This window comes from Dyella sp. 333MFSha (assembly GCF_900102405.1).
Taxonomy (GTDB): Bacteria; Pseudomonadota; Gammaproteobacteria; order Xanthomonadales; family Rhodanobacteraceae; genus Luteibacter; species Luteibacter mycovicinus.
Window position 1 is genome coordinate 164,169 of the sequence record NZ_FNBR01000006.1, and the last position, 22,571, is coordinate 186,739.

Here is a 22,571-nt window from a genome sequence, read left to right on the forward strand (position 1 = left end):
GATACAACAAAGCCCCGCATCGCTGCGAGGCTTCGTCTATAATTGGTGCCCAAGAGAGGACTCGAACCTCCACGGTTTTACCCGCTAGTACCTGAAACTAGTGCGTCTACCAATTCCGCCACCTGGGCAGGTGTCCCGAAGCATCGCTGCCCCGTGAGCCGCGTAGATTAGGTAGGTCGGGGAAACTTGTCAACGATTTTGCACACCGGATGTGAAACTATTTCGCGTCCCCCTTCAAAGGTTCATACGTGACAAAGAAAACTAAAGGTTCGGATGCCGCCCGCGGCCCCCGTAAACCCAAGTCCAGCCGCTCCGGCAAGGCGCTGGACCAGCACGGTCCGGCGCGCGCCGTGGTCGACCCCCATGCCGATCGCGAAGCTCAGCGCTACGAGAAGCCGATCCCCAGCCGCGAGGCCATCCTGGCGCTGTTCGAAGAGCGGGGCGAGTTGCTGGCCGAGTACGACATCGCCCGCGCCCTGAGGCTGTTCGACGAGTACGAAATCGTCGCCCTCAACCGTCGCCTGGGCGCCATGGTCCGCGATGGCCAGCTGCTGCGTAACCGCCGCGGCGACTACGCACCCGCCCAGAAGCTCAGCCTGCTGCCGGGCCGGGTCATCGCCAACGCCGAGGGCTACGGCTTCCTGCGTCCGGACGAGGGCGGAGAAGATCTCTACCTGTCGCCGCAGCAGATGCGCAGCGTGCTCCACGGCGACCGCGTGCTCGCCAGCGTCGTCGGCATCGACCGCCGTGGCCGGCGGCAGGGTGCCATCGTCGAGGTGCTGGAGCGCCGCTCGCCGCGCCTGGTCGGCCGCGTGGTCATCGAGAACGGCGTGACCCTGGTCGAGCCGGACGATCGCCGCCTGCACCAGAACATCATGATTCCTTCCGGCCGCGACGCCGGCGCCCGCTCGGGCGAGATCGTCGTGGTGGAGATCACCGATCCGCCGACCCAGCACCGTGGCCCCATGGGCACCGTGCGCGCCGTGCTCGGTGAGCGCCTGCAGCCGTCGCTGGTGGTCGAGATGGCCATTGCCAGCCACGACCTGCCGCACGAGTTCCCGCCGGAGGTCATCCGTCAGGCTGAGGAAGTCGAGCCCAAGGTGACGTCCGAAGAGCGCAAGGGCCGCACGGACATCCGCAAGCTTCCGCTGGTCACCATCGATGGCGAAGACGCGCGTGACTTCGATGACGCGGTGTATGCCGAGTCGCTGAAAGACGGCGGTTTCCGTCTCATCGTGGCGATCGCCGACGTCTCGCACTATGTGCCGGTCGGTACGCCGCTCGACGTCGAGGGTTATAACCGCAGCACGTCCACGTATTTCCCGGGCTTCGTCGTGCCGATGTTGCCCGAGACGCTTTCCAACGGCATCTGCTCGCTGATGCCAAGGGTCGAGCGTCTGTGCATGGTCTGCGACATGGAGATCGACGAGGACGGCGACGTCGTGCGCTCCAAATTCTACGACGCGGTGATGTTCTCGCACGCGCGCCTCACCTATAACAAGGTCTGGCAGGCGGTGGGCGAGCGCAACGCGGACGTTCGTGACGAGATCGCCGACGTTCTGCCGCAGGTCGAAACGCTGCACAAGCTCTACAAGGTCATGGCGAAGGCGCGCAAGCGTCGCGGTGCCATCGATTTCGAAACACCGGAAGTGAAGTTCCGTCTCGGTCCCGCGGGCGATGTCGAGTCGATGGGCGCGTCCGATCGCAACGATGCGCACAAGATGATCGAGGAATGCATGATCGCCGCCAACGTGCAGGCGGCGCGCTTCCTGACCAAGCGCAAGATCCCCGCGCTGTATCGCGTGCATGCGCCGCCCCCGGCGGAAAAGTACGACGACCTCCTGCAGTTCCTGAAGGAGTTCAAGCTGAAGATGCCGCCGGCGGACGAAGTCACGCCAGCCGATTTCTCGGCGTTGCTGAAGAAAGTGCAGGACCGCCCGGAAGCGGAGCTGATTCAGTCGGTGCTACTGCGTGCGCAGAGCATGGCGATCTACCATCCGGAGAACCAGGGCCACTTCGGTCTGGCACTGGACGCGTATGCCCACTTCACGTCGCCCATCCGCCGTTATCCCGACCTGCTGGTACATCGTGCCATCCGCTACGCCCTGACCCGCGGCAAGCCGGCCGATTACATCTACAGCGATACGCAGATGTCCGCGATGGCGATCCACTGCTCGCAGCGTGAGCGCCGTGCCGAAGAGGCCGAGCGCGACGTGGATGAGCGTTTCAAATGCGCGTGGATGGAGAAGCACGTCGGCGAGGAATTCGCGGGCACCATCACCGGCGTCACCTCGTTCGGTCTGTTTGTCGAGTTGTCGGCCTCGCGCGTGTCGGGTCTGGTGCATGTTTCGCAGCTGCCCAACGATTACTACAAGTTCGATCCCGTACGTCACCTGTTGCAGGGTGAGCGCACGGGCGTGGCGTATCGCCTCGGTGACTACGTCAGCGTGCAGGTGCTGCGCGCCAGCCTCGAGGATCGCAAGATCGACTTCCGCCTGGTCGCACGTCTGGCCGAGTTGCCGAAGCCTGCGCCGAAGGTCGTGGCCGCGGCCAAGCCGGCGCCTCGCTCGGGCATGCTGGAAGCGGGGATGGCGATGGGACGTGCCGCGAAGAAGGCCGTCGGCCGGATCTTCGGCAAGAAGACGGCGGCACCGGTTGCGGTTGAAGAGCCGGTTGAGCATCATGCGCGTCCCGCGCGGGCGCCCAGGCGCGAGGCGGAGGCCGAAACATCGTCACGAAAGCGCGGCTCCTCGGCCGGCGGTTCGCGTCAGGGCTCGTCACGCCAGGACGCGGCGCCGCAAGGTGGCTCACGCCAGCGTGGCCCGCGCCAGGCTGACGAGGCACGTGCGGAGGATGCGCGTCCGTCAGGTCGTCGTGGCGCTCGTCGGGATGACAGTCGCGATGCGTCTCCCGACACCTCGGCGCGCAAAGTCACATCGAGGCGCCGTGCGGCGTCCGACGTTGCGCAGGCGCCCGTCGCGAAGAAATCCACGGCGAAGAAAAGCGCCGTAACGAAAACGGCGGCCGGTCCGGCGCCGACGGACCAGGCCCCCGCGAAGACATCCGCAGGTCGGCGTGGGCCGCGTAAACCCAGGAGCAAGCCGCAAGCATGAGTGAGACGTGGATCGTAGGGATCAATCCGGTCGAAGGCTCTCTCGCCAACGACCCGGATCGTGTCCGTGAAGTATTGATCGAGCAGAACTCGAAGAACGCCCGTGTCAACGAGATCGCCGCGCAGGCGCGCAAGCTCGGGCTCATCGTCAAGACGGTGAGCAAGGAGCAGCTCGAGAAGCTCGGTGGCGAAGCCCGCCATCAGGGTGTCATCGCGCGGTACGAAACACCGCCGTTGCGCGACGAGAGTGCGTTGCCCGATCTGCTCGAGGCGGCCGGTGCGGACGCGCTGGTGCTCGTGCTCGACGGTGTGACGGATCCGCATAACCTCGGCGCCTGCCTGCGCAGCGCGGCGGCCGCCAACGTCACCGCCGTGGTGATGCCGAAAGATCGCGCGGTCGGCATTACGCCGACGGTCCGTCGTGCGTCGGCCGGCGGCGCGGATCTGGTGCCGGTGATTGCCGTCACCAATCTCGCCCGCGCCCTGCGCCTGCTCAAGGATGCAGGCGTGTGGATCACGGGGATGGACGGCGATACGGATCAGTCGCTCTATGCCATCGACCTGAAGGGTCCGGTCGCGCTAGTCATGGGTAGCGAAGGTGACGGCATGCGCCGTCTTACCCGCGATACCTGTGACTTCGTGGCGAAGATCCCGATGCCGGGTGGCATGGAGAGTCTCAACGTATCCGTCGCTACGGGTATCGTGTTGTTCGAGGCGCTGCGTCAGCGAGGTGCGAAGAAATGAGCTCTATGTTCTGGCATGACTGGGCCGGCCTGGTCGGCGTTGCGCTGGTGCTGGTCGCGTTTTTTCTGCTTCAGGCACATAAGCTGTCGGGGCAGGGGTATACGTACCAGGTGATGAACCTGCTGGGTGCCTTCGGCATCCTGCTTTCCCTGATCTTCGGCATGTTCAACCTGTCCGCGTTCGTGCAGGAGCTGGCCTGGTTCCTCATCAGCGTGTACGGCATCGTGCGTGGTGTCCGGGCGCGCAAGGCGGTCGTTCCACCGGCCGTCTGAGGCATTCGGTCAGCGGGGGGTTACACCTCCTCCGTATAATGCAAAACGGACCGGCGCAATGCCGGTCCGCCCCTGGGGACGACCCCGGGGCGCGCACTATCTCCGCGGGGACGACCCCGCTCTTGCGGAGCTCACTCCCATGTATTGGTTCATCCTCGTCCTTGCCGGGCTGTTCGAGATCGCCTGGGCGGTCGGCCTGAAATACACAGAAGGATTTTCGAAGCCGCTACCCAGCGTGCTCACGGGCGGCGCGATGCTCATCAGCATCGTCCTGCTCGCCTGGGCGACAAAAAAATTGCCGCTCGGTACGGCTTACGCGGTGTGGACAGGCATCGGTGCCGTCGGCGCCGTGACGCTCGGCATCATCCTGTTCGGTGAGTCGGCGCAGCCGTTGCGGCTGCTGTGCGTCGGACTGATCGTCGTCGGGATTCTTGGGTTGAAGCTGACGTCGGGCGCCTGACCGGGGCCCGCATCTGCCCTGTAGGAGCGCGCCCCGCGCGCGAAAAGCCTACGCAGCGAAGAAACCTTATTCCTTCCTCGCTGTGTAGGCTTTTCGCGCGCAGGGCGCGCTCCTACGGGGCGGCCGCCCCACAGGCCGTGTGGTTTTATTTATCGAAATCCGGATTCGCGGTGGTGTCGCGCTTAGTGCGCGGTGCCACCAGCGGCTCGCCGTGGACGACGAACCAGACGTTCTCGGCGATGTTGGTCGCGTGGTCGCCGATGCGCTCGATGTTCTTTGCCATGAACAGGAGATGGGTGCAGGGCGTGATGTTGCGCGGGTCTTCCATCATGTACGTCAGCAGCGCGCGGAAGACGACCGTATAGGCCTCGTCCAGATCCGCATCCGACTTCCACACTTCATAAGCGGCTTCGGCGTCCTGCTCGTCGTACGCCTTGAGCACGTTGCGCAACTGGTCCGCGGCCAGCTCGGCCAGGTTTTTCAGGCCGCCGGCGGCGGTGATCGGGGCGACGCGGCTGAGCGGGATGGAACGCTTGGCCACGTTGGCGGCGTAGTCGCCGATGCGCTCGATGTCGGCGGCGATACGCAGCGCGGCGAACACGTTGCGCAGGTCGCCGGCGATCGGCGCGCGCAGGGCGAGCAGACGTACGACGTCCTGGCTGATTTCCTGTTCGAGCGAATCGAGTGCGTCGTCGTTGTCGACCACGCGCTGGGCGGCGCGCTCGTCACGACGTTCGACCACGTCGATGGCGGCTTCGAGCTGCGCGACGGCGATCTCACCCATGCGGACGATTTCGCCGGTGAGACGCTTCAGTTCGTCGTCGTAGCTCTTGATGATGTGCTGGTGCGGAGTATTCATCGCGGGACCTCGAAATAGGGGGCGCTCAGCCGAACCGGCCGGTGATGTAGTCTTCGGTCTGCTTCTTGTCCGGCTTGGTGAAGATCTTCTCGGTCCGGTCGAACTCGATGAGCTCGCCCATGTACATGAACGCGGTCATGTCCGAGCAGCGCGCCGCCTGCTGCATGTTGTGCGTCACGATGACGATGGTGAACTGGCTCTTGAGCTCCTCGACCAGCTGCTCGATGCGGCTCGTGGCGATCGGATCCAGTGCGGAGGTCGGCTCGTCGAGCAGCAGCACTTCCGGCTTCAGGGCGATGCCGCGGGCGATGCACAGACGCTGCTGCTGGCCGCCGGAGAGGCCGAGTGCGCTCTGCTTGAGCTTGTCCTTCACCTCGTCCCACAATGCGGCGCCACGCAGCGCCTGCTCGACACGGCCCTCCATGTCGGTGCGGTTGAGCTTTTCGTGGTGACGAATGCCGTAAGCGACGTTCTCGAAAATCGTCATGGGGAACGGCACCGGCTTCTGGAACACCATGCCGACCTTGCTGCGCAGGCGGTTGAGCGAGTACTTCGGGTCGAGGATGTTCTCGCCGTCGAGCACGATCTCGCCGCTGGCGCGCAGGTTCGGGTAGATCGCATAGATGCGGTTGAAGATGCGCAGCAGGGTGGACTTGCCGCAGCCCGACGGACCGATGATGGCGGTGACCTTCTTCTCCGGTACGTCCATGGCGATGTGCTTCAGCGCATGGAACTCACCGTAATGGAAGTTGAGGTCGCGCACGGTCATCTTCGCCGGCACCTGGCCGAGGTCGACGGCGGCATGCGGCGAGGTGCCGAATCCCGGCTTGGAGGCGACTTCGTTCATCTTAGTCATGGGACACCTTGGAACGCGAGAAGGCGAGGCGGGCGATCAGGCTGAGCGCCAGCACGAACATGGTCAGGACGAAAGCACCGGCCCAGGCGAGCGTGTTGATGTCCGGGCTCGGGTCCTTGGTGTATTCGTAGATGACCTGGGGCAGGCTCGGCATCTTGTCGATCGGGTTGAACGTCATGAAGTTGTTGCCGAACGCCGTGAACAGCAGCGGCGCGGTTTCACCGCTGATGCGGGCCAGGGCCAGCAGGATGCCGGTGACGATACCCGAGCGCGCCGAACGCACCAGGATCTGCATCGTCAGCTTCCATTGCGGGACACCCAGCGACAGTGCCGCTTCGCGCAGCGTGCCGGGTACCAGGCGGAGCATTTCATCCGTGGTGCGGACGATGACGGGCAGGGCGATCAGCGCCAGCGCGATGCCGCCAGCGATGCCCGAGAACGTCACGTCGCCATTGGTCAGCCACTTGGACGGCAGGACGATCACCGTGTAGACGAACAGACCGAGCACGATCGACGGCGCCGACAGCAGGATGTCGTTGAGAAAACGGATCGTGGGACCGAGCTTCGAGCGGCGCGAATACTCGGCGAGCCAGGTGCCCGCGGCCACGCCGATCGGCGTGGCGATGAGGATACCCAGCACGTTGAGGATCAGGCTGCCGACCATGGCATTGGCCAGGCCACCCTCTTCGCGATACGCCGTGATCTTGGTGAACAGCTGCGGCTTCAGTCCCGCGAGCCCCTGGCTCAGGGTCTCCCACAGGATCCACGCGAGGAAGAGCAGGCCGATGCAGGTCGCCACGATGCTGAAGGCCATCGCGAGGATGTTCTTGATCCGGCGCCTGGTATAGAGCGAGGCGGACATCAGTTGCCCTCCTTCGAAGCCAGGCGGCGGAGCATGAGTCTCGCGATCATCAGCACGATGAAGGTCACCACGAAGAGCAGGAAGGCGATCGCCATGAGCGCGGACTTCTGCAGACCCTCGGCTTCACCGAACTGGTTGGCGATGGTCGAGGCGATCGTACTGCCGGTTTCGAGCAGCGACGGCGTGAACTTGAAGGTGTTGCCGATGACGAAAGCCACCGCCATCGTCTCGCCGAGCGCCCGGCCCAGGCCGAGGAACACGCCGCCGATCACGGCCGTGCGGGTGTAGGGGACGACGATGTCCCAGACCACTTCCCACGTGCTGGAGCCCAGGGCGTAAGCGGACTCCTTCAGGCGGGTGGGCACGGTCTGGAAGACCTCGCGCATCACGGAAGAGATGAACGGGATGATCATCACCGCCAGTACCAGTCCCGCGGTGAGCACGCCGGCGCCGAAGAACGGGTACTCGCTGGAGAAGAACTTCGCGATGAAGGGCACGTGCTGGACCAGCCACGACACCTTGCCGTCCGGCGGGTCCGCGCTGAAGTTGTTCATCAGCCACGGCTTGACGTTCTCCGCCACGAACGGGGCGAAGATGAAGAGACCCCACATGCCGTAGATGATCGAGGGAATGCCGGCCAGCAGTTCGATGGCCGAGCTGACCGGACCGCGCATCCAGCCAGGGGCGATCTCGGTAAGAAAGAGGGCGATGCCGAAACTGACCGGCACGGCGAATATCAGGGCGATGATCGCGGTGCCGACCGTGCCGACCACCGGCACCAGGGCGCCATACTGGTTATTGCTCGGATCCCACACGGCGCTGGTAAGAAAGCCCCAGCCGAAGGTGGCGAACGCGTCGCGGCCCAGCCAGAGCGTGGAAGCGGCGGCGCCGACGAGGCAGAGCAGAACGAGCAGGGCGCAGGCCTTCAGGGCCCAGCCGAACAGCCGGTCGTTACGCGTATCCCGCGCGTTCCGGGACGCTTCCGCCTGACGTTCCTGGTCGGGCACGGCGTTGCTGACGGTGGCGTGCATGATGGGTTCGGGTTCCCGGGAGCCTATGCAAACGTGTGGGTCGCCGTCCCTGTCGGAACGGCGACCCCCTTGGACGATACTCTGGACCGGCTATATGACAGCCGGTCCGTTGAGACCGGATGGATCAGTTCTTGAACTCGGCAGCCCAGTAGGCTTCGATCTGCTGGACGAGAGCCGGCGGCAGCGCGACGTAGTCGAGCGAAGCGGCCTGCGACTGACCCTTCTCGAGCGACCACTTGAAGAAGTCGAAGGCGACCTTGCTGTGCGAGGCGTTCTTGGACTTCTTGTACATGATGACCCACGTCGTCGCCGTGATCGGCCACGCCTGGGCGCCCGGGGCGTTGGTCATGATCAGGTTGAAGTCCTTGGCCGACTTCCAGTCCGCCGTGGAGGCGGCAGCGGCGAACGCGTCGGCGTTCGGCTGGACCCACGTGCCGGCAGCGTTCTGCATCTGCGTGTACGAGAGCTTGTTCTTGGTGGCGTAAGCGTATTCGACATAGCCGATCGAGCCCGGGATCTGACGGACGTACTGCGAGACGCCCTCGTTACCCTTGCCGCCGACGCCGGCCGGCCATTCGACGGCCGTGCCGAACTTCACCTTGGACGCCCACTCCGGGTTGACCTTGGACAGGTAGTTGGTGAAGTTGAACGAGGTGCCCGAACCGTCCGAGCGGTGCACGACGGTGATCTTGACGTCCGGAATCTTCACGCCCGGATTCAGGGCGGCGATGGCCGGGTCGTTCCAGCGAGCGATCTTGCCCAGGTAGATGTCGCCCAGCAGCTTGCCATCGATCTTCAGCTGACCCGGGGCGATGCCCTGCAGGTTGACGATGGGCACGATGCCACCGACGACGACCGGGAACTGGCCCAGGCCGAACTTGGTGAGGTCTTCAGCGCTCATCGGAGCATCGGACGCGCCGAAGTCGATGGTGCCTTCCTTGATCTGGGCGATACCCGCACCCGAACCGACGGACTGATAGTTCAGCTTGTTGCCGGTGGCTTCGGCGTACGTCGCCGACCACTTCGACAGGACCGGGTAAACGAAGCTCGAGCCGGCGCCCGTGATGTCGGTGGCCTGGGCGGACATGCCGAACAGGGAAGCGGCGACGAGCGCAGCGATGCGGAGTTTACGTGTGAACACGGAGTAGTCCTCGGATGGATGAGTGTCAGGCGTTGACCGCCTGGGGCCGTATTGCAGCCCTGCCGTGTTGCAATGAGACGTACTGAATGTTGCAGCGATATGACAGGATCCGATTTGCTGTCATATTCATGAACTTACGAAATGGCTCAGACCTCGATCGGGGCGCTCTGATCGCGCTCCGCGAGCTCCAGGCGGCGCCAGCGATTGACGATTTCACAGAAAAGCTCGGCGGTGCGCTCGGCGTCATAGATCGCCGAATGGGCTTCGCGGCTGTCGAACGGGATGCCGGCGGCCAGTACGGCCTTGCTCAGGACCGTCTGTCCGTACGCGAGGCCGCCCAGCGTGGCCGTATCGAAGCAGCTGAAAGGATGGAACGGATTGCGCTTGTGCCCCACGCGGCGCACGGCCGCATTAAGGAAGGCCAGATCGAATGCGGCGTTATGGCCCACCAACACGGCGCGCTGGCACTCCGATGCCTTGACCGCCTCGCGCACCGCATTGAAGACGTGATCCAGGGCCTGACGCTCGGGCAGGGCGCCTCGGAACGGGTGGTCCGGATCGATGCCGGTGATCTCGAGGGAACGCGGGTCGATATTGGCGCCCGGGAAGGGCTCCACGTTGGCCGCGACGGCCGGCTGGGGGACGAGCAGGCCCGAGGGCTCCATGGTGACGGCCACCACGGCGATCTCCAGCAGCGCGTCACGCTCCGAATCGAATCCCCCGGTTTCCACATCCACGATCACGGGCAGAAAGCCCCGGAACCGCGCGGCCATCGTCGAAGCGGTGCTGTTACTGGTCGTATCCATGCGTGAAGGATATCAGCCGGGGGGCCCGTCCGGCGTCCGTCTGTGCCGTCCGTGTTAAGAGGATGTGCGCATGTCTTCGATCTGTAACAAAAATTGCATTGAACGGTAAACGCCACGGCCCATCCTTCGCGCCGTTGGCCCCGCTTGAGGTTTTTCGGACAGAAAAAGCTCAGTGGGGACACAGGGGACCACACACATTCTAAAAACCAAGCGGAGAAATCCCATGCGTTCCAAGTTGCTCACGGTGGCCATCGCCGCCGGTCTGGGCCTGACGAGCTTCTCGGCCCTCGCCGCGACGCAGAAGTCGCAGCAGCCGGCCCGCGTTACGGTCGACGCCGCCACCCTCCAGCAGCTGCAGGCGCAGCTGGCCGCCCTCCAGAGCCAGGTCGCCGACCTTCAGGCCAAGCAGGAAGCTCAGGCTGACGCGCAGATCGAGACGGCCAAGGCCGTGAACGACGTGCAGGTGACCGCCGCCAAGCCGGCCGACGAGCTCGCCAAGAAGCTCGACGCGCTGAACAAGCTGGTGGACAACACGAAGATCGGCGGCACGATGTTCTTCGACGTGACCAATCAGGATCACGACGAGAAGATCGGCAACGGCCGTTCGATCCAGAAGGATGGTCACGGTTCGGTCAACGGCACGGGTTTCGACGTCAAACGCTTCTACCTGACCGTCGACCACAAGTTCAACGACATCTGGTCGGCCAACCTGACGACCGACTTCAGCTACCAGTCGTCGCTCTCGTCCACGAGCCTGTTCGTGAAGAAGGCCTACGTGCAGGGCAAGTTCGACCAGCTGTTCACGGTGCGCTTCGGTGCATCCGACATGCCCTGGATCCCGTTCGTCGAGAAGTGGTACGGCTACCGCTACGTCGAGAACACCATCACCGATCGCTCGTTTGAAGGTGGTCGCAGCGGTGGTACCGCAACCGCCGGCGGCGTCGGCGCCTTCGGCAACTCGTCCGACTGGGGTATCCACGCGATGGGTGCCACGACCGGCGACAACTCGGTCAACTACCAGGTGTCCGTGGTCAACGGTCGCGGCTACCGCAACCTGAGCCGCTCCAAGAGCGTCGACACGGAAGCCCGCCTCGGCTACTCGCCGATCGAGCAGATGGTCATCGCCATCGGCGGTTACAGCGGCAAGCGCGGCAACGACGTCGAGGCTGGCGCCCCGACCCGTACGGCGACTCGCGGCGATGCCCTGCTGGCGTGGCGCGACAAGACCTGGGGCGTCGGTGCGGAATATTTCCACACCGAAAACTGGGACGACATCCTGAAGTATCAGGGTACGGGCGCCGGCACCGGCGTGGCCACCGGCACGACCAAGGACAAGGCCGACGGTTACTCGCTCTGGGCTGACTGGAAGTTCTACGACCAGTTCGCCGTCTTCGCTCGTTACGACAAGGTCAACTACAAGTACGACAACCTGGTCAACGTCGAAGAGAAGATCAAGGACAAGTACTACAACGCCGGCGTCTCGTACGACGTGCTGAAGAACCTGAAGCTGGCCCTCGTCTACAAGCACAACAAGCTCGACGGCCCGTTCGCTACCCCTTACCACTACAAGACCAACGAAGTGGGCTTCTGGGGCATGCTGACCTTCTGATCGATATCGGAACGGAGTTCTGCTCAGGGACGAACCGGACGGCGGGCGCAAGCCCGCCGTTTTTTTGCCTTACGCGGCCATGCATTCTTGGTAACTGACCCTGTCAGCGAATTCTCGTTGCGAATGATCTCAGGCAGCCAACGGTCTTTCGGACGTCCATATCTGAATAAGCGCAGGCCGCCTCGTGCCCCGTCACCGGCAAAAAACCGTTGCCACGTCACGTTTCAGCACACAAAAATGCCCCAAGCCTGAATTTGCTGCATCGCCACACTTGCGAACGTCATGAAGCCTGTCGTAGGTTCGGGCTCATGCAGACCCTTTTCGCCCCCGCCATGCGCCGCTTCGCGAGCACGATTTTCGTGTTCTTCGCGTTGTTCGTCGCGTGCGTCGGCGTGAATGCGGCGCCCTCCGCCACAAGCATTGCCTCCGCCCTAGCGTCTCAGGAACACGCGGCGCAGCACGCGCTCGCCGTGTCTGATGACACGGCGTACTACGACGACCAGGACCCGGTCCCGTCGCTGGAAGACAATAGCGGCGGTAGTCTCGACGACACCTTCGACGTCCCCCCTCAGCATGTCGTGACGATCCCCCGCGTCGCCACCTCCCGTCATGCGGACGTCTTGCCGATGCCTCACGCGCATCACCCCAGCCTCGAGCTGCGCCCTCCGATCGTCTGATCGACCCGGCGCCTGGTGCGCCATCGTTAGTGGCCCTTGCGACCCAGGTCGCCTGCACGAAATCGCATTGCATTCGTTCTCCCAACGGGGGAGAGCGTCGGGCAGAGCGCAGACGCAGGGTCACCTTCACCCGCTTAACTCCCATTTCGCGCGCTGGCAATCCGCCAGCCGCCGCGAGCGTGCGCGCTCGTGCCTTGTTTTCGCCAACGAAGAGAGAAACCACCATGGAACGTCTCATCCAGGGCTTCGACAATTTCCGCCGCAACATGACCGACGATCAGCGCGAGGTATTCGCCAAACTGGCGTCCGGCCAGACGCCGCATACGATGTTCATCACCTGCGCCGACTCGCGCATCATGCCGGAGCTGATCTTCAACGCTCAGCCGGGCGACCTGTTCGTTTACCGCAACGTCGGCAACATCGTCCCGCCGTACGCGCAGCACGTCAGTGGCGTGGTCGCCGCCATCGAATACGCGGTGACGGCGCTGAAGGTTCAGCACATCGTCATCTGCGGCCACTCGGACTGCGGCGCGATGAAGGCGCTGCAGAACCCGGCGGCGCTGAAGGGCAAGCCGTCGGTCGAGCAGTGGCTGAAGCACGCCGACGTGGCTCGCTACGTCGTCGCCGAGAATCGTCCGACCATCCTGGGCGAAGAGGGTCTGCGTTATCTCACCGAAGAAAACGTAGTCGGCCAGCTGGAACACATGCGCACGCTGCCCGCCGTCGCAGCCGCGATCGCCAACGGCAGCCTGCGTATTCACGGCTGGATCTACGACATCGCCAACACCGAAATCACCGCCTTCGATCCGTTGGAAGGAAGGTTCCGTCCCCTCGTCGCCGGCGATGCACACGCGCCGGACGCGACACCGCACGCGCGTTTCTCCACGCCCGTGCCGGTAGCAAACGCCGCTTAAGGAAGGCACGACATGCGCGCATACTTTTCCCAGGGCCTCTTTGGCCGCGACCTCCTCGGCTCGGTGGTCGTCTTTCTTGTCGCTCTGCCTCTGTGCATGGGTATCGCGATCGCGTCGGGCATGCCGCCCAGCGCAGGACTGATCACCGGCATCGTGGGCGGAATCATCGTCGGTTCGATCGCGGGGTCGCCGCTGCAGGTCAGCGGTCCCGCGGCGGGCCTCGCGGTCCTGGTGTTTGAACTTGTGCGCGAGCACGGCGTGGCCGCTCTTGGCCCCGTCGTGCTGCTTGCCGGCCTGATCCAGATCGTCGCCGGTCTGTGCAAAGTCGGCGTCTGGTTCCGGATGACGTCGCCGGCGGTGGTCGCCGGCATGTTGTCCGGCATCGGCATCCTGATCGTCGCGTCCCAGTCCCATGTGTTGCTGGACGCGATTCCGAAAGCACGCGGTCTCGAAAACTTCGCGGCGCTCCCCTCCGCAGCGTGGGAATCGGTCACCGGTGCCGCGGAAGGGCAGGCCCCCGCCGCCCTGATGATCGGCCTGGGCACCATTGCGATCATGCTCGGCTGGGAGAAGCTGCGCCCGGCGAAGCTCCGTTTCGTGCCGGGTGCCTTGCTCGCGGTGGTTGCGATGACGCTCATCGCGCAACTGACGGCGGTGGACGTCAAGCGAGTCGACGTGCCCGCCAACCTGTTTTCGGCGGTGAGCCTGCCGAGCATGGGTAGCCTCTTCGGACTGTTCGACGCGTCGCTGCTGGTCGCGGCGGCGACGTTTGCGTTCATCGCCAGCGCGGAGACGCTGCTCTCCGCGGCAGCGGTGGATCGCATGCACAACGGCGTGCGTACGAACTACGACCGCGAACTGACGGCGCAGGGCGTCGGCAATCTGATCTGCGGTTTCCTCGGTGCGTTGCCGATGACGGGCGTGATCGTGCGTAGTGCGGCCAATGTCCAGGCGGGCTCAGCCACACGCATGGCGTCGATCCTGCACGGCGGCTGGTTGCTGGCCTTCGTGATGCTGCTTCCGTGGCTGATGCGCATGACGCCCATCTCCTGCCTGGCCGGCATCCTGGTCTTTACCGGCGTGAAGATGGTCAATCCCGGCCAGATCAAGACGCTGGCGGCGTACGGCAAAGGTACGGCGGCGGTCTATGTCGCGACCACCGTGGCTATCGTTGCCACCGACCTGCTGACCGGCGTGATCGTCGGCTTCGGTCTCTCCCTGTTCCGTCTGGCGCTGCTGTCGTCGAAGCTCAAGATGGACGTGCAGCACCACGACGAGCCGGGTCAGGCGACGCTCCACCTCGAGGGTTCCGCGACGTTCCTCAAGGTGCCGACGATGGCACGCAAGCTGGAGGCCGTGCCGGCCAATACGCGCCTCAGCGTGCGGATGGATCGCCTGGTGCATGTCGACCAGGCGTCGCTGGAGCTATTGCGGGAGTGGGGGCAGAACGCCTCGAAACGCGGCTGCGAACTCGTCGTGGACTGGCACGAACTGGGACGGAGGGTCGAGGGTTCCAGACAGGCTGCGTAGGAGCGCGCCTCGCACGCGACATTCCCTCGCGAAGAAGAAAAGCCGGCTCAGGCCGGCTTTGTCTTGTGCTTGTAGGCGCACAGGTCGATGATCGCGCAGTCCGGACATGCCGGCTTGCGCGCCTTGCATACGTAGCGCCCGTGCAGGATCAGCCAGTGATGCGCATCCTGGATGAATTCCTTCGGGATGACCTTCTCGAGCTTGTCTTCAACCTTGCGCACATCCGGCCCGGGTGCCAGCCCCGTGCGGTTGGCCACCCGAAAAATGTGGGTGTCGACGGCAATCGTCGGCTGCCCGAACGCCGTATTCAGCACGACGTTCGCGGTCTTGCGCCCGACGCCAGGAAGCTCTTCGAGCGCCTCGCGTGACTGCGGTACTTCGCCGTCATAACGATCCACGAGAATCCGGCTCATGGCGATCAGGTTCTTCGCCTTGTTGTTGTAGAGCCCGATCGTGCTGATGTACGTCTTGAGTTTTTCGAGCCCCAGATCGAGGATCTTCTGTGCCGTGTTGGCGACAGGAAACAGCTTGCGCGTCGCCTTGTTCACGCCGACGTCGGTGGCCTGTGCAGACAACGCCACGGCGGAAAGCAACTCGAACGGCGTGGTGTATTCGAGTTCGGTTTTCGGATGCGGATCCAGCTCGCGCAGGCGGCTGAACATCTCGACCACGTTGGCTTTTTTCACGGAGTGTCCTTCTTCCGCAGCCTGGCGCGGGCGAGCGCTTCGAGGACCGCGTTGCGTGCGGTGGGCGCGGCGACTACGGCCTTGTTCGCTTCGAGCTGGCGTTCGCGCTCGGCACGCTCCTGAGAGAGACGTGCCTCACGGCGCTGGAAATGACGTCGCGCCGCGTCGGCATGCTCGCGGTCATCCGCCTGTGCCAGCGGCATCGGATCGAGCCGGATGCAGTCGACGGGGCAGGCGGGTACGCAGAGTTCGCAGCCGGTGCACAGATCGCTGACCACGGTGTGCATCACTTTGGATGCACCGAGGATCGCATCGACCGGGCACACCTGGATGCACTTGGTGCAGCCGATACAATCTGCTTCGACGATGCGCGCGAGCGTGCGCGGCTTCTCCACGCCATGCGTCGGATCGAGCGGCACCACGGGACGATCGAGCAGGGCGGCCAGACGGGCGATGCCGATGGCACCGCCCGGCGGGCAGCGATCGATGCCCGCTTCATCGGCGGCGATCGCCTCCGCGTAGGGGCGGCAGCCATGGAAACCGCACTGCTCGCACTGGGTCTGCGGCAGGAGCGTGTCGATGCGGTCGGCGAGCGTTGGCGTCATGGCTGGCGCGTTGCCGGGTCGTGTTCAGCGGACGGTGGCGCCCGGCGCCGCACCCTGGTCGGCGTCGAGGAGGAACAGGTCCGCACCGCCGTCACCGGCGGACAGGATCATGCCCTCGGACAGACCGAAGCGCATCTTGCGCGGCGCGAGGTTGGCGATGAAGACCACGTTGCGGCCGACGAGCTTCTCCGGCTCGCCATACGCGGCGCGGATGCCCGAGAAGATCTGGCGCGTGCCGAGCGTGCCGGCATCCAGTTCGAAGCGGAGCAGCTTGTCCGAGCCTTCGACAAACTCGCAGACGGTCACCTTGCCGATACGCAGGTCGAGCCTGGCGAAGTCGTCGATGGAAATAGTGGCGGCGGTATCGGTGGAGGCGGTAGCGGTGGCGTCGGTCATGGGCTTCGGAGCTTCTTTGGGTTTCTTGGCGGGCCTGGCTTCCGCGGCGGCTTCGCGAGCCTGCTCAGCGGGAGTCAGCGATTCTTTCGAGGCGTCGACCATGGCGGCGATCTTCTTCGGATCGAGACGGCCGAACAGCGGCGAGAACGCATTGACGGTGTGGCCGAACAGCTCGCGGCGTGCGTCGGCGAACGTCGCGATCGGCGCGCCGAGGAATGCCTCAGCGGCGGCGACGGTGGTCGGCACGATGGGCTTGAGCAGGCCGGACAGCAGGCGGAACGCGTTGATCGCGAACGAGCAGACCTGCTGCAGTTCGTCGCGGCGCGCCTCGTCTCTGGCGATCACCCAGGGTGCCTTGGCTGCGATGTAGCCGTTGACCGCATCGGACATCGAAACGAACCGGCGCGTCGCTTCGGCATATTCGTCGGCTTCGTAGACGGCTTCGATGCCTTCGTACTGTGCCAGGAGGTCCTTCCACAGTGCGGTCGCCTCGTCGTCGAAGCGATCGGACAGCTTGCCGGCGAAATGCGTGTGCAGGAAGCCCGCCGTACGGCTGGCGATGTTCGCCCACTTGCCGACCAGATGCGAGTTGACGCGTTCTTCGAACGACTTGAGGTCGAGGTCGACGTCGATCGGCTGCGGGCCGAGCATGGTGGCGAAGTAGTAGCGCAGGGCTTCCGGGTCGAGGCCGGAGTCCAGGAACGTGCGCGCCTGAATGAAGGTGCCGCGCGACTTGGACATCTTCGCGCCGTTGACCGTCAGGTAACCGTTGGTATGCAGCGCGGTCGGCACGCGCATACCCGCGCCGTGCAGCATCGCCGGCCAGAACAGGCCATGGAAGTTAATGATGTCCTTGCCGACGAAGTGGTGCATTTCGGCGGTGCTGTCGGCACGCAGGAAGTCGTCGAAGACGATGCCCTTGCGCTCGCACAGTGCCTTGAACGAGGCGAGGTAACCCGCCGGTGCGTCGAGCCACACGTAGAAGAACTTGCCCGGCGCGTTGGGGATCGGAAATCCGAAATATGGCGCATCGCGCGAGATGTCCCAGTCACGCAGGCCGCCGTCGATCCATTCCGCCAGCTTGGCGACGACGCTGCTGTTGGCGGTGGGCTTACCGTCGGTGTACTTGCCCGCGAACCAGTCGCGCAGCAGCTGCTCGAACTTGCCGAGCTCGAAGAAGTAATGCTCGGAGTCACGTAGCACGGGGGTAGCGCCCGACATCACCGAGTACGGGTTGATCAGGTCGGTCGGTGCGTAGGTGGCGCCGCAGTTCTCGCAGTTGTCACCGTACTGGTCGGGCGTGCCGCAGTTGGGGCAGGTGCCCTTGATGTAGCGGTCCGGCAGGAACATGTCACGCGTGGGGTCATACAGCTGCTGGATGTCGCGGCGGGCGATATACCCGGCGTCACGCAGGCGCACGTAGATGTCCGTCGCGATTTCCCGGTTTTCCGGGGAATGCGTCGTGTGGTACTGGTCGTAGCTGAAATGGAAGTCGGTGAAATCCGCTTCGTGCGACGCGCGGATACCCGCGATGTATTCCTCAGGCGTCAGCCCGACCTTCTCGGCGGCCAGCATGATCGGCGTGCCGTGGGCGTCCTCACCCGCGACATACCAGACCTCGTTGCCCTGCATTCGCTGCGCCCGCGCCCAGATGTCGGCTTCGATGTAGCCGAGCATATGGCCCAGATGAAGCGGGCCGTTGGCGTAGGGTAGAGCGTTGGTAACCAGGATGCGGCGGGCCATGAGGATCGCGGTCTGCTTTGGGACCGGGGATTATGGCATGCGAAGGGGGCGACGGGCCCCTGGGCCCCCGCCCCCGCAGGAGCGCGCCTTGCGCGCGATGTCTTTGATTATTCCGCCCGCACCCATTCCTGGCTGCGACCGATCAGCGAAAATCCGATATACCCGTGGACATCGAGCTTTTTGCCGCCGTCCTCGAGCTTCAGGGTCACCTTGTAGATCTTGCCCTTGGCGGGGTCGAGGATCTGGCCGCCGGACCACTCGTCGCCGTCCTTCTTCAGGCCCCACATGATGGTCATGCCTTCGATGGGCTTGTTCTTGCGCTCCCCATCGCACTCGGCGCAGACCGGGTGCGGACCGTGGTCGGATTTGAGCACCTCCACGACCTTGCCTTCCAGCAGACCGCCGTGCTCGGTGATCTCGACGATCGACTTCACTTCGTGGGTCTTGTCGTCGATGGTCTTCCACTTGCCGACCGGGGTATCCGTGGCGGCGAAGGCGGGGAGGGCGCTCGCGACGAGGGCGAGGGCAGCGGCGGTGCGGATCAGGGACTTCATAGGATGGCGGTGCTCCCCATACGGTAAGGTACGGCCGGAGCCTGACGAGCGGCGGCAGCCCCGTCAAGCTGCATCGCGCCACGAGGCAAGGCTGCGGCCCCCGGGCCCCGCGCCAACGTGCGGGCCCGGTCGAGGCACGCTAGCTGGCATAATGGGCGATCTTCGATTTTGCTCAACTCTCCCCATGACCCAGCCCAGCGAATCCCTCGTCCGCGGTGTCCTCGACCGCGTTATCGACCCGCACTCGGGGCAGCCGTTCGGCGCCGCCGTGCGTGCGGTGGGCGTCGATGGCGACCGTGTCTCCGTCGACATCCAGCTCGGCTACCCCGCCGTGGGCTATGTCGCACAAGCGACCGAGCAGGCCCGTCAGGCCCTCGAGGCCGAGCCGGGCATCGCCTCGGCCGCCGTGTCGGTCACCTGGCGCGTGCATCCCCACAAGGTGCAGGGCCAGTTGTCTCCCATGGTCGGCGTGAAGAACATCATCGCCGTCGCGTCGGGCAAGGGCGGGGTAGGCAAGTCCACCGTGTCGGTGAACCTGGCGCTCGCGCTGGTGGCCGAAGGCGCCCGGGTCGGCATCCTGGACGCCGATATCTACGGTCCCAGCCAGCCGCGCATGCTCGGATTGTCAGGGAAACCGGTGTCTCCCGACGGCAAAAGCATCGAGCCGATGCACGCCCATGGCCTGCAGGCGATGTCCATCGGCGTTCTGATCGACGAGGATACCCCCATGATCTGGCGTGGTCCCATGGTCACCCAGGCGCTGATGCAGTTGCTGAACGACACGCGCTGGGACGACCTGGATTACCTCATCATCGACCTGCCGCCGGGAACCGGCGACATCCAGCTGACCCTCTCGCAGAAGGTGCCGGTCTCCGGCGCCGTCATCGTCACCACGCCGCAGGACATCGCGCTGCTAGACGCGCGCAAGGCGCTGGGCATGTTCCGCAAGGTGGAGGTGCCGGTGCTCGGCGTCATCGAGAACATGGCGACGCACATCTGTACGAACTGCGGTCACGAGGAGCACATCTTCGGCCACGGCGGCGGCGCACGGATGGCGGAAGAAGCCGGTATCGCCTATCTGGGCGATCTGCCGCTCGACATCCGCATCCGTCAGCAGTCGGACGACGGCAAGCCCACCGTGGCGGCGATCCCGGAATCCGATCTGGCCGGGCGTTATCGGGCCATCGCGCGTTCCACGGCGGCGAAACTGTCTCTGCAGGCCCGCAACAAGGCGATCTCGTTCCCCAAGATCGTCATCCAGAACACCTGAAAGTAGCGTCTTCGACGACGTTCCTATACCTTTCCGGCTCCAGCGAGGGAGACAAGTACGTGAGCATCAAGTCCGACAAGTGGATCCGCCGCATGGCCGAGCAGCACGGCATGATCGAGCCGTTCGCGCCCGGTCAGGTCAAGGAGCGCGACGGTCACCGGCTGGTCTCGTATGGCACCTCGAGCTACGGCTACGACGTCCGTTGCGCCGATGAGTTCAAGGTGTTCACCAACATCAACTCGACCATCGTCGATCCGAAGGCGTTCGACGAGCGCAGCTTCGTCGACGTCAAATCCGACGTCTGCATCATTCCACCGAATTCCTTCGCGCTGGCGCGCACGGTCGAGTACTTCCGCATTCCGCGTCAGGTCCTGACCATCTGCCTCGGCAAGAGCACCTACGCCCGCTGCGGCATCATCGTCAACGTGACGCCGCTCGAGCCGGAGTGGGAAGGCCACGTCACCCTCGAGTTCTCGAACACGACGCCGCTGCCCGCAAAGATTTACGCCAACGAGGGCGTCGCCCAGATGCTCTTCCTCGAATCCGACGAGGAGTGTGAGGTGTCCTACGCCGATCGCGGCGGCAAGTACCAGGGCCAGCGCGGCGTCACCCTGCCGAGTACCTGAACGGCCTTCCGGTCGCATCCGCGCCTGATAGGGGCGCGGGGTAAACTTCCCACTTTCACGAAACGCCGATCCACGGAGACACCGCATGATCCGAGTTCCCAACCTCCTGTCCCGCGCCGCCGCGGCGATGCTCCTCGCCAGCATGCTGGTGCTCGCCGGTTGCCACAGCGGTGCCACGAAGAACGACCCCGTCGCCAAAGAGCAGGGCCAGTTCGACGTCACGATCAAGGCCTATAAGAGCGGCCAGTTCGTCGTGGACAACGCGGTGCTTTCCGCCGCCGACACCGGCAGCCATTTCGCCTACCTGAAAGACCAGGGCAAGCTGCCGAAGACGGTCCTGCTGATCCCGAGCGACGACTCCAAGATCCGTGACATCCATCTTGGCTTCATGGCCCGCATGCAGCTGGACTACGGCTTTGCCGTGTATTACGACAAGAAGGGCGAGCTCACCCGCCTGAACGCCGTGGAAGAAAAGGCACGCCAGCTCGAGGACACCCCGCAGAAGGCCGCGTTGCCGGACCGCATGCAGGGTAAGGAAGCCTCCAGCGGCGCCTACGACCCGCAGACGCAGCAGTAAGCCCTCAGGCCTTCTGCTCGAAAAAAGCCCGGAGGCTCGCGCCTCCGGGCTTTTTTGTTCTTGCCGGGCCCGTTCCTTGCTGGCGCCGTCTCGGCTGTCCCCGGCTCTTGTAGGAGCCAGCCCTGCTGGCGATGGCTGGTGCGGTATCAGCTCAAGCCGAGCAGTTCCCGCAGCGCCTCGACCCGCTTCTCCGCCTCACCATCCGCATAAGGCTCCGCCTTGCCAAACCCCCACACCGGCCCCGGCCACGCCGCATCGCCCTCGGTTCTGGCGACAACGTGGACATGGAGCTGGCGCACGATGTTGCCCAGCGCCCCGATATTGAGCTTGTCGCACGGCGCCACGGCACGCAGGGCGCTCCCGGCGAGGCCGGCCTCCTGCCAGAGCAGGGCGCGTTCCTCGTCGGGAAGATCCGAAACCTCGACCAGCCCCGCTCTCCGCGGCACCAGCACCAGCCACGCATAGCGCGCGTCCCGCATCAGCAGGACGCGGCTTAGAGGGAGGTCGCCGACGACGAGGGTGTCACCGGCGATCCGCGGATCGAGGTCGAACGCCTCGCTCATGCCAGTTCGCGGGCGAAGAAGGCGAGGGTGCGCTCCCAGGCCAGCTTTGCGCTCGGCTCGTCGTAGCTGGCGCGTGCGTCGCAATTGAAGCCATGGTCGGCCGGGTAGACCCAGGTATCCATTTCCGGTTTCAGCTCACGATGCTTCTCGACCATCTCGGGCGGGATGGAGTGGTCGCGCTCGCCGAAATGGAAGATCACGTTGGCCTTGGCCGGTTCGCTCAGGAAGGGCACGTTGCGCGAGCCGTAGTAGCTGGACGAGGGCAAGCCGAGACGCAGGGCCGCCAACGCCGCAACGGTACCGCCCCAGCAGTAGCCCACCGTGCCGACCTTGACCTTGTACTGGTCGGCGATCAGCTTCGCGGCGATGCCCACATCCTGCATCGGGCGCAGAAGACCCAACTCGCCGATTAGCTTGACGCCCTTCTGCATACCGTCCTGGTCGTAGCCAAGCTCGACATCCTTCTCGACCGGGTCGAACAGCGCCGGCGCGATGGCGACGTAGCCTTCGGCCGCGAAACGGTCCGCCACGCTGCGGATATGGGCGTTGACGCCGAAGATCTCCTGGACCACCACGACGCCACCCTTCGGGGCGCCGGTCGGCTCGGCGAGGTAGGCGTCCATGCTTTCGTGCGGGCGTGAGGTGTCGAGGATCAGGGTGCGGCCCATGGGGCGAATC

At 64.6% G+C, this 22,571-nt stretch carries 23 protein-coding genes and 1 tRNA gene; 11 read left to right on the forward strand and 13 right to left on the reverse strand.

Going from position 1 to position 22,571, the window contains the following annotated elements:
* Positions 1-43: 43 nt before the first annotated feature.
* A tRNA-Leu gene (locus BLT40_RS18345) sits at positions 44-128 on the reverse strand.
* Between the two features lie 222 nt (positions 129-350).
* On the opposite strand from BLT40_RS18345, the gene rnr reads away from it, so the two are divergent.
* From rnr to sugE, 4 genes are all read left to right on the forward strand, one after another.
* Positions 351-3,113 carry a ribonuclease R gene (gene rnr, locus BLT40_RS18350; protein WP_090355789.1) on the forward strand — a complete coding sequence of 921 codons (2,763 nt, stop codon included), beginning with the start codon at positions 351-353 and terminating at the stop codon, positions 3,111-3,113.
* Entirely contained in the window at positions 3,110-3,856 is a 747-nt protein-coding gene (gene rlmB / locus BLT40_RS18355) for a 23S rRNA (guanosine(2251)-2'-O)-methyltransferase RlmB (RefSeq protein WP_079522046.1), read from the forward strand. The genes rnr and rlmB overlap by 4 nt, the downstream gene beginning before the upstream one ends.
* On the forward strand, positions 3,853-4,128 hold the full coding sequence (locus BLT40_RS18360; RefSeq protein ID WP_090355631.1) for a CBU_0592 family membrane protein: 276 nt from the start codon (positions 3,853-3,855) through the stop codon (positions 4,126-4,128). The genes rlmB and BLT40_RS18360 overlap by 4 nt, the downstream gene beginning before the upstream one ends.
* Positions 4,129-4,267: 139 nt before the next feature.
* Entirely contained in the window at positions 4,268-4,588 is a 321-nt protein-coding gene (gene sugE, locus BLT40_RS18365) for a quaternary ammonium compound efflux SMR transporter SugE (RefSeq protein ID WP_079522047.1), read from the forward strand.
* 145 nt (positions 4,589-4,733) lie between these two features.
* Here sugE and phoU read toward each other — a convergent pair whose 3' ends face one another.
* From phoU to rnt, 6 genes are all read right to left on the reverse strand, one after another.
* Positions 4,734-5,447 (reverse strand): phosphate signaling complex protein PhoU, encoded by a 714-nt coding sequence (phoU, locus tag BLT40_RS18370; RefSeq protein WP_036114183.1) that lies wholly within the window; start codon positions 5,445-5,447, stop codon positions 4,734-4,736.
* Between the two features lie 25 nt (positions 5,448-5,472).
* Positions 5,473-6,216 (reverse strand): phosphate ABC transporter ATP-binding protein PstB, encoded by a 744-nt coding sequence (gene pstB, locus BLT40_RS18375; RefSeq protein ID WP_239709154.1) that lies wholly within the window; start codon positions 6,214-6,216, stop codon positions 5,473-5,475.
* Between the two features lie 79 nt (positions 6,217-6,295).
* Positions 6,296-7,165: a phosphate ABC transporter permease PstA gene (pstA, locus tag BLT40_RS18380; protein WP_036114177.1), complete on the reverse strand. Its 870-nt coding sequence runs from the start codon at positions 7,163-7,165 to the stop codon at positions 6,296-6,298.
* Positions 7,165-8,196: a phosphate ABC transporter permease subunit PstC gene (pstC, locus tag BLT40_RS18385; protein ID WP_051943743.1), complete on the reverse strand. Its 1,032-nt coding sequence runs from the start codon at positions 8,194-8,196 to the stop codon at positions 7,165-7,167. The genes pstA and pstC overlap by 1 nt, the downstream gene beginning before the upstream one ends.
* 124 nt (positions 8,197-8,320) lie before the next feature.
* On the reverse strand, positions 8,321-9,316 hold the full coding sequence (gene pstS, locus BLT40_RS18390; RefSeq protein ID WP_255349741.1) for a phosphate ABC transporter substrate-binding protein PstS: 996 nt from the start codon (positions 9,314-9,316) through the stop codon (positions 8,321-8,323).
* A 167-nt stretch (positions 9,317-9,483) separates the two neighbouring features.
* Positions 9,484-10,143: a ribonuclease T gene (rnt, locus tag BLT40_RS18395; protein ID WP_090355642.1), complete on the reverse strand. Its 660-nt coding sequence runs from the start codon at positions 10,141-10,143 to the stop codon at positions 9,484-9,486.
* 223 nt (positions 10,144-10,366) lie between these two features.
* On the opposite strand from rnt, the gene BLT40_RS18400 reads away from it, so the two are divergent.
* The 4 genes from BLT40_RS18400 to BLT40_RS18415 all read left to right on the forward strand — a co-directional run bounded on the left by BLT40_RS18400 (position 10,367) and on the right by BLT40_RS18415 (position 14,873).
* The gene (locus tag BLT40_RS18400; protein ID WP_090355647.1) at positions 10,367-11,752 is read left to right on the forward strand and encodes a hypothetical protein; all 1,386 of its coding nucleotides are present in this window, start codon (positions 10,367-10,369) and stop codon (positions 11,750-11,752) included.
* A 308-nt stretch (positions 11,753-12,060) separates the two neighbouring features.
* Positions 12,061-12,429 carry a hypothetical protein gene (locus BLT40_RS18405; RefSeq protein WP_090355652.1) on the forward strand — a complete coding sequence of 123 codons (369 nt, stop codon included), beginning with the start codon at positions 12,061-12,063 and terminating at the stop codon, positions 12,427-12,429.
* Positions 12,430-12,653: 224 nt separating this feature from the next.
* Positions 12,654-13,343: a carbonic anhydrase gene (locus tag BLT40_RS18410; protein ID WP_036114164.1), complete on the forward strand. Its 690-nt coding sequence runs from the start codon at positions 12,654-12,656 to the stop codon at positions 13,341-13,343.
* A 12-nt stretch (positions 13,344-13,355) separates the two neighbouring features.
* Positions 13,356-14,873, forward strand: a complete 1,518-nt coding sequence (locus BLT40_RS18415) for a SulP family inorganic anion transporter (protein ID WP_036114160.1) — start codon at positions 13,356-13,358, stop codon at positions 14,871-14,873.
* Positions 14,874-14,920: 47 nt separating this feature from the next.
* Here BLT40_RS18415 and nth read toward each other — a convergent pair whose 3' ends face one another.
* From nth to BLT40_RS18435, 4 genes are all read right to left on the reverse strand, one after another.
* Positions 14,921-15,535: an endonuclease III gene (gene nth / locus BLT40_RS18420; protein WP_090355794.1), complete on the reverse strand. Its 615-nt coding sequence runs from the start codon at positions 15,533-15,535 to the stop codon at positions 14,921-14,923.
* A gap of 20 nt (positions 15,536-15,555) precedes the next feature.
* Positions 15,556-16,164 carry an RnfABCDGE type electron transport complex subunit B gene (locus BLT40_RS18425; protein WP_090355657.1) on the reverse strand — a complete coding sequence of 203 codons (609 nt, stop codon included), beginning with the start codon at positions 16,162-16,164 and terminating at the stop codon, positions 15,556-15,558.
* 24 nt (positions 16,165-16,188) lie between these two features.
* Positions 16,189-18,303, reverse strand: a complete 2,115-nt coding sequence (metG, locus tag BLT40_RS18430) for a methionine--tRNA ligase (protein WP_090355661.1) — start codon at positions 18,301-18,303, stop codon at positions 16,189-16,191.
* A gap of 107 nt (positions 18,304-18,410) precedes the next feature.
* Positions 18,411-18,857 (reverse strand): DUF2147 domain-containing protein, encoded by a 447-nt coding sequence (locus tag BLT40_RS18435; RefSeq protein WP_090355665.1) that lies wholly within the window; start codon positions 18,855-18,857, stop codon positions 18,411-18,413.
* A gap of 184 nt (positions 18,858-19,041) precedes the next feature.
* Here BLT40_RS18435 and apbC point away from each other — a divergent pair, with 184 nt between their 5' ends.
* The 3 genes from apbC (at position 19,042) to BLT40_RS18450 (ending at position 21,330) form a co-directional block, all read left to right on the forward strand.
* Positions 19,042-20,127 (forward strand): iron-sulfur cluster carrier protein ApbC, encoded by a 1,086-nt coding sequence (gene apbC / locus BLT40_RS18440; protein ID WP_079522053.1) that lies wholly within the window; start codon positions 19,042-19,044, stop codon positions 20,125-20,127.
* A 59-nt stretch (positions 20,128-20,186) separates the two neighbouring features.
* Entirely contained in the window at positions 20,187-20,753 is a 567-nt protein-coding gene (gene dcd / locus BLT40_RS18445) for a dCTP deaminase (RefSeq protein WP_036114141.1), read from the forward strand.
* A gap of 85 nt (positions 20,754-20,838) precedes the next feature.
* Positions 20,839-21,330 (forward strand): hypothetical protein, encoded by a 492-nt coding sequence (locus BLT40_RS18450; RefSeq protein ID WP_036114138.1) that lies wholly within the window; start codon positions 20,839-20,841, stop codon positions 21,328-21,330.
* 146 nt (positions 21,331-21,476) lie between these two features.
* On the opposite strand, the gene BLT40_RS18455 is transcribed toward BLT40_RS18450, so the two are convergent.
* Together BLT40_RS18455 and BLT40_RS18460 are read right to left on the reverse strand one after the other, a co-directional pair.
* Positions 21,477-21,893, reverse strand: a complete 417-nt coding sequence (locus BLT40_RS18455) for an HIT domain-containing protein (protein ID WP_079522054.1) — start codon at positions 21,891-21,893, stop codon at positions 21,477-21,479.
* Complete coding sequence (locus BLT40_RS18460; protein WP_079522055.1) at positions 21,890-22,561, reverse strand: dienelactone hydrolase family protein; 672 nt, start codon at positions 22,559-22,561, stop codon at positions 21,890-21,892. The genes BLT40_RS18455 and BLT40_RS18460 overlap by 4 nt, the downstream gene beginning before the upstream one ends.
* Positions 22,562-22,571 lie beyond the last annotated feature (10 nt).

What these genes read in the sequence shown, in the direction of transcription:
- rlmB (WP_079522046.1), top strand. Translation starts at nt 3,110, where the DNA reads ATGAGTGAGACGTGGATCGTAGGGATCAATCCGGTCGAAGGCTCTCTC.
- BLT40_RS18360 (WP_090355631.1), top strand. Translation starts at nt 3,853, where the DNA reads ATGAGCTCTATGTTCTGGCATGACTGGGCCGGCCTGGTCGGCGTTGCG.
- sugE (WP_079522047.1), top strand. Translation starts at nt 4,268, where the DNA reads ATGTATTGGTTCATCCTCGTCCTTGCCGGGCTGTTCGAGATCGCCTGG.
- phoU (WP_036114183.1), bottom strand. Translation starts at nt 5,447, where the DNA reads ATGAATACTCCGCACCAGCACATCATCAAGAGCTACGACGACGAACTG.
- pstB (WP_239709154.1), bottom strand. Translation starts at nt 6,216, where the DNA reads ATGACCGTGCGCGACCTCAACTTCCATTACGGTGAGTTCCATGCGCTG.
- pstA (WP_036114177.1), bottom strand. Translation starts at nt 7,165, where the DNA reads ATGTCCGCCTCGCTCTATACCAGGCGCCGGATCAAGAACATCCTCGCG.
- pstC (WP_051943743.1), bottom strand. Translation starts at nt 8,196, where the DNA reads ATGCACGCCACCGTCAGCAACGCCGTGCCCGACCAGGAACGTCAGGCG.
- rnt (WP_090355642.1), bottom strand. Translation starts at nt 10,143, where the DNA reads ATGGATACGACCAGTAACAGCACCGCTTCGACGATGGCCGCGCGGTTC.
- BLT40_RS18400 (WP_090355647.1), top strand. Translation starts at nt 10,367, where the DNA reads ATGCGTTCCAAGTTGCTCACGGTGGCCATCGCCGCCGGTCTGGGCCTG.
- BLT40_RS18405 (WP_090355652.1), top strand. Translation starts at nt 12,061, where the DNA reads ATGCAGACCCTTTTCGCCCCCGCCATGCGCCGCTTCGCGAGCACGATT.
- BLT40_RS18410 (WP_036114164.1), top strand. Translation starts at nt 12,654, where the DNA reads ATGGAACGTCTCATCCAGGGCTTCGACAATTTCCGCCGCAACATGACC.
- BLT40_RS18415 (WP_036114160.1), top strand. Translation starts at nt 13,356, where the DNA reads ATGCGCGCATACTTTTCCCAGGGCCTCTTTGGCCGCGACCTCCTCGGC.
- nth (WP_090355794.1), bottom strand. Translation starts at nt 15,535, where the DNA reads ATGTTCAGCCGCCTGCGCGAGCTGGATCCGCATCCGAAAACCGAACTC.
- BLT40_RS18425 (WP_090355657.1), bottom strand. Translation starts at nt 16,164, where the DNA reads ATGACGCCAACGCTCGCCGACCGCATCGACACGCTCCTGCCGCAGACC.
- metG (WP_090355661.1), bottom strand. Translation starts at nt 18,303, where the DNA reads ATGGCCCGCCGCATCCTGGTTACCAACGCTCTACCCTACGCCAACGGC.
- BLT40_RS18435 (WP_090355665.1), bottom strand. Translation starts at nt 18,857, where the DNA reads ATGAAGTCCCTGATCCGCACCGCCGCTGCCCTCGCCCTCGTCGCGAGC.
- apbC (WP_079522053.1), top strand. Translation starts at nt 19,042, where the DNA reads ATGACCCAGCCCAGCGAATCCCTCGTCCGCGGTGTCCTCGACCGCGTT.
- BLT40_RS18450 (WP_036114138.1), top strand. Translation starts at nt 20,839, where the DNA reads ATGATCCGAGTTCCCAACCTCCTGTCCCGCGCCGCCGCGGCGATGCTC.
- BLT40_RS18455 (WP_079522054.1), bottom strand. Translation starts at nt 21,893, where the DNA reads ATGAGCGAGGCGTTCGACCTCGATCCGCGGATCGCCGGTGACACCCTC.
- BLT40_RS18460 (WP_079522055.1), bottom strand. Translation starts at nt 22,561, where the DNA reads ATGGGCCGCACCCTGATCCTCGACACCTCACGCCCGCACGAAAGCATG.